General features: G+C 46.0%; 7 protein-coding genes and 2 pseudogenes. 3 read left to right on the top strand and 6 right to left on the bottom strand.

Annotated elements, in window-relative coordinates; all coding sequences use genetic code 11:
• From E2K52_RS12500 to E2K52_RS12490, 3 genes and pseudogenes are all read left to right on the top strand, one after another.
• A pseudogene (locus E2K52_RS12500) lies at window positions 1-608 on the top strand (NAD(P)(+) transhydrogenase (Re/Si-specific) subunit alpha); the annotation flags it as partial.
• An 11-nt stretch (window positions 609-619) separates the two neighbouring features.
• Complete coding sequence (locus E2K52_RS12495; RefSeq protein ID WP_151205399.1) at window positions 620-943, top strand: proton-translocating transhydrogenase family protein; 324 nt, start codon at window positions 620-622, stop codon at window positions 941-943.
• 3 nt (window positions 944-946) lie between these two features.
• Window positions 947-2,392 carry an NAD(P)(+) transhydrogenase (Re/Si-specific) subunit beta gene (locus tag E2K52_RS12490; protein WP_151205398.1) on the top strand — a complete coding sequence of 482 codons (1,446 nt, stop codon included), beginning with the start codon at window positions 947-949 and terminating at the stop codon, window positions 2,390-2,392.
• A 421-nt stretch (window positions 2,393-2,813) separates the two neighbouring features.
• Here the strand turns inward: E2K52_RS12490 and E2K52_RS12485 are convergent, their stop codons facing one another.
• The 6 genes and pseudogenes from E2K52_RS12485 to E2K52_RS12460 form a co-directional block, all read right to left on the bottom strand.
• Entirely contained in the window at window positions 2,814-3,698 is an 885-nt protein-coding gene (locus E2K52_RS12485; RefSeq protein WP_151205397.1) for a DMT family transporter, read from the bottom strand.
• Between the two features lie 57 nt (window positions 3,699-3,755).
• The gene (locus tag E2K52_RS12480) at window positions 3,756-4,184 is read right to left on the bottom strand and encodes a hypothetical protein (protein ID WP_151205396.1); all 429 of its coding nucleotides are present in this window, start codon (window positions 4,182-4,184) and stop codon (window positions 3,756-3,758) included.
• 15 nt (window positions 4,185-4,199) lie between these two features.
• Window positions 4,200-4,409, bottom strand: a complete 210-nt coding sequence (locus tag E2K52_RS12475; protein WP_171478860.1) for a YheV family putative zinc ribbon protein — start codon at window positions 4,407-4,409, stop codon at window positions 4,200-4,202.
• 41 nt (window positions 4,410-4,450) lie between these two features.
• Entirely contained in the window at window positions 4,451-6,505 is a 2,055-nt protein-coding gene (locus E2K52_RS12470; protein ID WP_171478859.1) for a M3 family metallopeptidase, read from the bottom strand.
• A gap of 300 nt (window positions 6,506-6,805) precedes the next feature.
• The gene (locus tag E2K52_RS12465; protein ID WP_151205393.1) at window positions 6,806-7,114 is read right to left on the bottom strand and encodes a hypothetical protein; all 309 of its coding nucleotides are present in this window, start codon (window positions 7,112-7,114) and stop codon (window positions 6,806-6,808) included.
• An 88-nt stretch (window positions 7,115-7,202) separates the two neighbouring features.
• A pseudogene (locus E2K52_RS12460) lies at window positions 7,203-7,467 on the bottom strand (ribonuclease R); the annotation flags it as partial.

Genomic DNA, 7,467 nt, shown 5'->3' with positions numbered 1-7,467 from the left:
TGGCTGGTCTGCAAGCGATTGCGACCGCGAAGCGTTTGGGTGCCATCGTTGAAGCCACAGACCTGCGTCCAACTGCCAAAGATCAGGTTGAATCGTTAGGTGGTAAATGGTTAGACGTACCGATGTCTGCTGAAGAGCAACAAAAAGCGGCAGATGCTGCCAAAAATGGTTATGGGTGGATGCCGGGTGAACAGTACATCCAGGATCAGGCCATTATTGTCGATAAAGCGGTATCGAATGCAGATATCGTGATTACCACTGCGCTATTGCCAGGCCGTGATGCACCGCGTTTAATCCGAGCTGAAACTGTAGCCAAGATGAAACCGGGTTCCGTGATTCTGGATATGGCGGTGGAATCCGGCGGTAACGTTGAAGGTTCAAAGTGCGGCGAAACTGTTGTCACTGAAAACGGTGTGAAGATTCTGGGTGTACCCAATATTCCATCGACGGTATCGACTGAAGCATCAGCGCTCTATGCACGTAACGTCTATAACTTTGTAGAAACCCTTTTTGATGCTGAGAAGAACTTTGTTCTGAATCAGGAAGATGAAATTCAAAAAGCCCTACTTGTCACTCACGGCGGCCAAGTGCTGTTAAAACGTGGTTAAGGAGCAGACTCATGGTTGAAACAATTACGATTTTTGTCCTGGCCATCTTCGTGGGTTACTACGTGGTTTGGGGCGTAACTCCTGCACTGCATACCCCCTTGATGGCGGTGACCAATGCCTTGTCGTCGATTATTATCGTGGGCGCAATGATCCAAACCGTTGGCTTGCCAATGGTGGGCGTAGAAGGCAGCGTACATTTCCAGACCATCAATGTGGTCAGTGTACTGGGTGCGATTGCGGTATTTCTGGCCAGCATCAATATTTTTGGTGGCTTTGCCGTGACTGCACGGATGCTGGAAATGTTCAAACCGAAGCAAAAGAAGAAAGAGGGCTAATCCATGGAATTCATTAAAGACTATGCGGATTGGTTCTACCTGGTAGGTGCCGTACTTTTCATCTTAACGCTACGAGGTTTGTCGGGTCCTAAAACCGCGATTGCAGGTAACCGCTACGGCATGATTGCCATGGCAATTGCAGTGATCACCACTTTCTTTGTGGCTGATAATCCTGTGATCTGGATGATTGTTGGAGCTATGCTGCTGGGTGGGGTTGTGGGGATTGCGCGTGCACGTACTGTGCCCATGACCCAAATGCCGGAAACAGTAGCTTTGATGCACTCTCTGGTGGGTCTGGCAGCGGTACTGATTGCTGTCGCCGCGATTATCCATAACAACAAGCTGGCTGAACTGGGTCCAGATCTGTTGACAGCCAATGGTGTGACTTTCCATGAAATGAGCAAGGTTCATTTATTTGAACTGTTTGTAGGCTGTTTCGTCGGAGCGATTACCTTTACTGCATCTGTATTTGCCTACGGTAAACTGGCGGCAAAAAAATGGGCCAAAACCATTTCAGGTGGCTGGGTCAAACCGGTTCAGGCCCTAATCTTTATTGCCATGCTGGCAGCAGGGGTTTACTTCTTCCTGACCGGTAATATGAACGCTTTCTGGATCATGACAGCTCTTGCGCTAGCCTTTGGCTGGGTGTGGATTGCCCCAGTGGGTGGGGGTGACATGCCGGTTGTGGTTTCTCTGTTGAACTCATTCTCAGGCTGGGCAGCGGCAGGCATTGGTTTCACGCTAGAAAACAACATGCTGATTGTTGCAGGTTCATTGGTCGGTTCCTCTGGTGCGATTCTGTCTTACATCATGTGTAAAGCCATGAACCGTTCCATTATCAACGTACTGTTTGGTGGAGCGATGGGTGGCGGTGCTGCACTGGCAGCAGCAGCGGGCGAACAAGTACAGCGTAACCACCGTTCAGGTTCAGCAGATGATGCCGGCTTCCTGATGTCAAATGCGGACAGCGTAGTCATTGTACCGGGTTATGGTATGGCACAAGGCCGTGCGCAAAATGCAGTCAAAGAGCTGGCAAACTTGCTAAAAGAGCAGGGCGTAACAGTTCGTTTCGCGATTCATCCGGTTGCAGGTCGTATGCCAGGTCATATGAACGTACTGCTTGCTGAAGCAGATGTGCCTTATGAGGATATTCTGGAAATGGACGAGATTAACTCGGACTTCCCGGCAACTGATGTCGTACTGGTGATTGGTGCAAACGACGTTGTGAACCCGGCAGCAAAAGATGATCCAAGTTCTCCAATTTACGGTATGCCAATTCTGGAAGCGCATAAGGCACGTACCATCATGGTGATCAAGCGTTCTATGGCCACCGGTTATGCCGGTCTGGACAATGACCTGTTCTATAATGATAAAACCATGATGATCTTCGGGGATGCGAAGAAAGTGGTTGAAGACATGACCAAAGCCATTAACGGGACAGGTCACTAATCACGACGCCATAATCCTCTCCCTTCTTTTTAAAGGAAGGCAGAGTAAGACTAAGAACCACCTTCGGGTGGTTTTTTCTTTAATTTTCTCTATGGCTGGCTGAACGAGAAGAAGAGCAAGGCCAAATATAGAAATATTTTTATAGTACAAATGGTGATTTTTTTATTCTGGTTTTCGCACAGGTCTTCAGTTGGAAGATGCCACAGATTTGTATCCTGTCAGCATACAGGTCTGTTGTGAGTAGCAGTGGTGTTCAGTATGGTATAAGTTTTTTTTTATCAAAAAATCCAATTTATCTTTTTTCAAAAAAATAGCTCTGATGATCTATTTTTTTGAGTGACCGGACACTATAAAACCCGACATGGATATAGTGCAGCTGTATAGTGCGTACAGTCCTAGATTTGAGAGACATGGGTTTGGTCTAAGAGGATTTAGCCCGGTTAAGTTTGCTTTGTAATAGCGGACTACAGAGTAAGACTGCGCAGAAAATCAGACTTAAGCCCAGCAGGCTGGAAAAATCTGGTACTTCATGCCAGAACACGTAGCCCCAGAGACCCGCAAACACAATCGCAATATAATTGACCGGACCAATCTGTCCCGCAGGGGCCAGTTTATAGGCTGTGGACATAAAGAGCTGGCTGATATTGGCCAGAAGTCCGGCGGTAATCAAATAGCCCAATTCAGTCAGGCTGTAAGGACGCCAAGACCAAAACATGGGAATGACCGAAATTAAGCTGCCGATCAGACAGAAATAAAACACAATGCGTTCCGGAGGCTCGGTCTGAGTTAGAGCACGTACCGTCACAAACGCCATGGCGGCCAGAAAACTTGCTCCCAAGCCAATGACAGCCATCAGGTTAAACAGTCCGGTATCAGGTTTGGCCACACAGATGACACCTACCAGACCAATACTGGCAGCGACGATCATACTGGCTGTGACTTTCTCCTTTAAGAATAGCCAGGCAATTAAAGGAATAAAAATAGGAGAAGAATAGGTAAAGACCATGGCATTTGAGAGTTTCAAATGGGCAATGGCATAAAAGAAGCCATACATGGCCATCAATCCGACCACAGAGCGCCAGATATGCATCCAGATTTTTTCTGTCCGGAAAAAACCAACTCCCTTATTTAAAATCAGCGGGAGAAAAATAAACAATCCAACCACATTGCGGAAAAAGACCACAGTGGCATTGTCTACAGTTTGTGAAGCATAGCGGATACACACACCCATCATTGAAAACAGCAGAGCAGAGCAGGTCAGCAATAAAATCGCTTTAAGCAGATGCGAAGTCGGAGGAGTGGGCATGAAACTCAGAGGGCTAGAAGATTGAAACTATTCTAGCCGAAATGGAGTATGAAAGGCTTATTGGCTGTGTGCCAGTTGGGCTTCAAGTAGCTTGATCTGTTCTTCCTTTAACTGAATCAGCTGGTCGGCATCATTATGCTGAGCTTCTAAGGTCGCTTTCTGGTCATTGAGCTGGGCTTGCAGATCTTCCAGTTTGGCTACTTCTTCTTTGGCCAGTGCAGGCGTGGTCGGAACGGCTGTGTTCATCATATCGTCCGTCACCAGAACCTGTGGCGCTGCGGATTCGTTCTGGCGGCCAGCAGATTCCTGAAGTGGCTCAGCTACAGGTGGAGCCGCTGGACGAGTGATCACTGTCTGTTCCTGTTCGGTGGTGGCTGCGGGCACATGATTTAGCCATTGATAAACCACGACCAATATTGCCACAGCACTTAAAGCCCCAATGATTCCTATCAAAAGTTTAGGATTATTCCTTTGTTCTACTGACATCGCTTGAACCCGATTTTATTTTGCTGAACGAGGTTTAAACTGAACCACACCGACTTCATCCGGAGCAGCTGGTGTTTCAGGTTGATCGATATGCGTCGGGCGGTTTTCTTCATAACCACACTCGATACATTCAATCCACTCATTTTCACCAGAGGTCAGCATGACAACCCGATCCAGTGCCTGGCATTTTGGACACTTTGCGCCTGCAATGAAACGACGTTTAATGGTCATCATACTCACCTTGTGATCAACTTAAAAAACCTAGTTTAAGCGTTTTTAGACGCGTTCGTCCAACCTTGATGACGTAGTAATGCATCTATTTTTGGCTCGCGTCCGCGGAAATTGATAAATGCATCAAGTGCCTGATCTTTTCCGCCAACTGCTAGAATATTCTGTCTAAACTGCTTTCCGGTTTCAGTGTTAAAAATACCTTCATGTTCGAAGCGTTCAAAGGCATCACTGGCCAAAACCTCTGCCCATTTGTATGAATAATAGCCAGCTGCATAGCCGCCTGCGAAAATATGACTGAAGCTGTGCTGAAAACGGTTATAGGCGGTGGTAGGCAAGACCGCATATTTTTGACGGATCTCATTCAGGCAGTTCTGAATCTGCTCGGCATTGAGGGCCGGATGGGCACGGTGGATGCTTAAATCAAATAAGGCAAATTCAAGCTGACGCAATGTCTGCATACCTGACTGGAAAAAACGGGCATCCAGCAAGGATTTCAGCAGCTCTGCTGGTAAGGATGCCTGGGTTTCAATGTGTGCACTGAGCAAGTCCAGACTTTCCTGATCCCAGGCCCAAAATTCCATAAACTGGCTTGGCAATTCGACAGCATCCCAAGCTACGCCGTGAGCCCCTGCCACCGCAATATTGTCGACTTCGGTCAGCATGTGGTGCAGGCCATGGCCAAACTCATGGAACAGGGTGATGACTTCATCATGGGTTAGCAAGGCAGGGCGATTGCCCACCGGTGGGGTAAAGTTACCGACCATATAGCAAATCGGTTTTTGTAAGCCATCTGCGGTTTGCATCCGTGAACGGAAGCCGCTCATCCAGGCACCACCGCGTTTACCCTGACGGGCATATAGGTCGAAATAGAAACCGCCAATCACCTGACCTTGATCTTCTAGTTCAAAATAACGCGCATCTGGATGCCAGACGGGTGCTTCACGTTCAATGACCTGAATGCCGTATAAACGGTTCACAATACTGAACAGACCTTGCAGGATTTTCGGTGCAGGGAAATACGGCTTTAGTGCTTCCTGAGACAGGTTAAACTGCTGCATTTTCAGTTTTTCTGAATAATAACCACTGTCCCAAGGCTGTAAGTCAGTAATGCCATCTTCCGCTGCAATCGCTTTCAGTTCAGCAATCTCTTTTTCAGCCGGGGCACGCGCATGCGCTGCCAGATCACGCAAAAAATCATCTACAGCATCGACACTGGGTGCCATTTTACTGGCCAGAGAATATTCAGCATAATTGTTAAAGCCGAGGAGCGCAGCCATTTCCTGGCGCAGACTTAAGATTTCTTCCATCACAGGGGTATTGTCAAACTCAGACTTATCGGACTGATCTGAAGCACGTGTGGTATAGGCTTTATAGATTTCCTGGCGCAGACTGCGGTTTTCAGCATGGGTCATGATGGCCAGATAGGACGGAAAATCTAAGGTCGCCACTGGCTGATCCAGTTCATGCTGTTTGCCATATTGTTTAAGCAGTTCAATATGGCTTGCCGATAAACCTGCCAGCTCATCTTCATTTAATGGCCGGAAGTAGGCTTGAGTCGCATCCAGCACATGATTGGAAAAGTCCGAAGAAAGCTGGGATAAACGTGCGGAGATTTCTGCATAACGTTTTTTGGCTTCACCTTCCAGAGCGACACCGGACAACTTAAAGTCACGAAGAGCCAGCTTGACTGCACTTTGCTGTGCTGCAGACAGCTTTGTGAACTCAGCTGCATCATGTACATGCTGATAGGTCTGATAAAGGGCCGTATGTTGGCCGAGCTGAGTATAGTATTCACTTAAACCCGGTAATAAGGCTTGGTAGACTTCACGGGTTTCGGAATTATTCATCACCGCATTGAGATGCGACAACACCCCCCAAGATTCACTCATATTATTTTCAAGTGTGTCGACATGTTGCAAAATCGCAAGCTGTGCCTGAGCTGACTCCGGTGTTTCAGTGAGTTCATTCAGGAATTTTTGACCTTCAGCAATACAGCTTTCAATCTTTTGTTTGAGTTCTTCTAGGGTAATCTGATCAAATTGTGGAACAGGCAAAGTTGCCTTTTCTAAAGTCATATTGGTCTGCCAAATTAATTTTCTGTATTGAATCTAGATGTAGGGCCTTTGATTGGGGAAATCAAGGTAGTTAAAGTTTTTTCTCTAGCTTTGTATTTAATATTTTCAATTCTTTATTAATATGTTGCAGTTGTTCAATCAACCCACCCTCAGATGAGGGTAAGGCTGCTAGCTCATTTATATCGATGATGGAAATATTAGTGATTTAGTTTTCCATAAGTTTAGAGGATGTTGATACCAATATGTGGCTTTTATGAGAATAGGATTATTGTCTAAAGCATCTCTAAGGCCGCCATATTACCCCCAATCGTATATCTAGCTTTGATTGGGTGGAAATACTTTAACTCCATTTTTAAAAATACCAGTTTTAAAATCTTGTTTTTCAGAATTTAATTTTTTAATTCTAAATGCCGCGCGCGGGATCGGTCGATCACTAGATATTTTTACATGATGAGCAATAGATTTTCCAATATTTTTAACATGAAGTTGGATTACAGATTCTGTCCCAGAATGACGGGTAGCAAAAATAATAAGTTGTGGTTGCTGATTGGACTTAAATACTGCGTAGGTTAGGAGTAGAGCCATTAAAGAAGTGATCAAAGTAAAAATAGTTAGGGTATCCATTTTTATAATTTCTCCTATTTTAATATTTTGATTATAGATATAAAAAAGAGCGCCTTGGCGCTCTTTTTTACTTTACCCTCGGTGAAGATTATTCACCCTGGGATTTTGCATTGGACTTTTTCTTTTTGGCCTTGGCTTTTTTCTTTACTTTATCTTTAGCCTTTGCTTCAGACTTTGCTGCAGATTTTTTAGCAGGTTTTTGACTGTAAGAGCTGGGTTTTCCTTTAGCTTTTTTGCGTCGTATGGGCTGTTCCCCATCTGCGTTCAGACTGGAGCGCGACTCACGCTCACTTTTGCCAAAGACTTCTTCGGTCGCTGCAGGGCGCGATAGCGGTTTCTTGTAGTACGGACGG

It is taken from the genome of Acinetobacter sp. RF14B, assembly GCF_006864105.1.
Taxonomy (GTDB): Bacteria; Pseudomonadota; Gammaproteobacteria; order Pseudomonadales; family Moraxellaceae; genus Acinetobacter; species Acinetobacter lwoffii_C.
The sequence above is the reverse complement of the archived record's forward strand: the minus strand, read 5'-3'. Positions and strand labels throughout refer to the sequence as shown.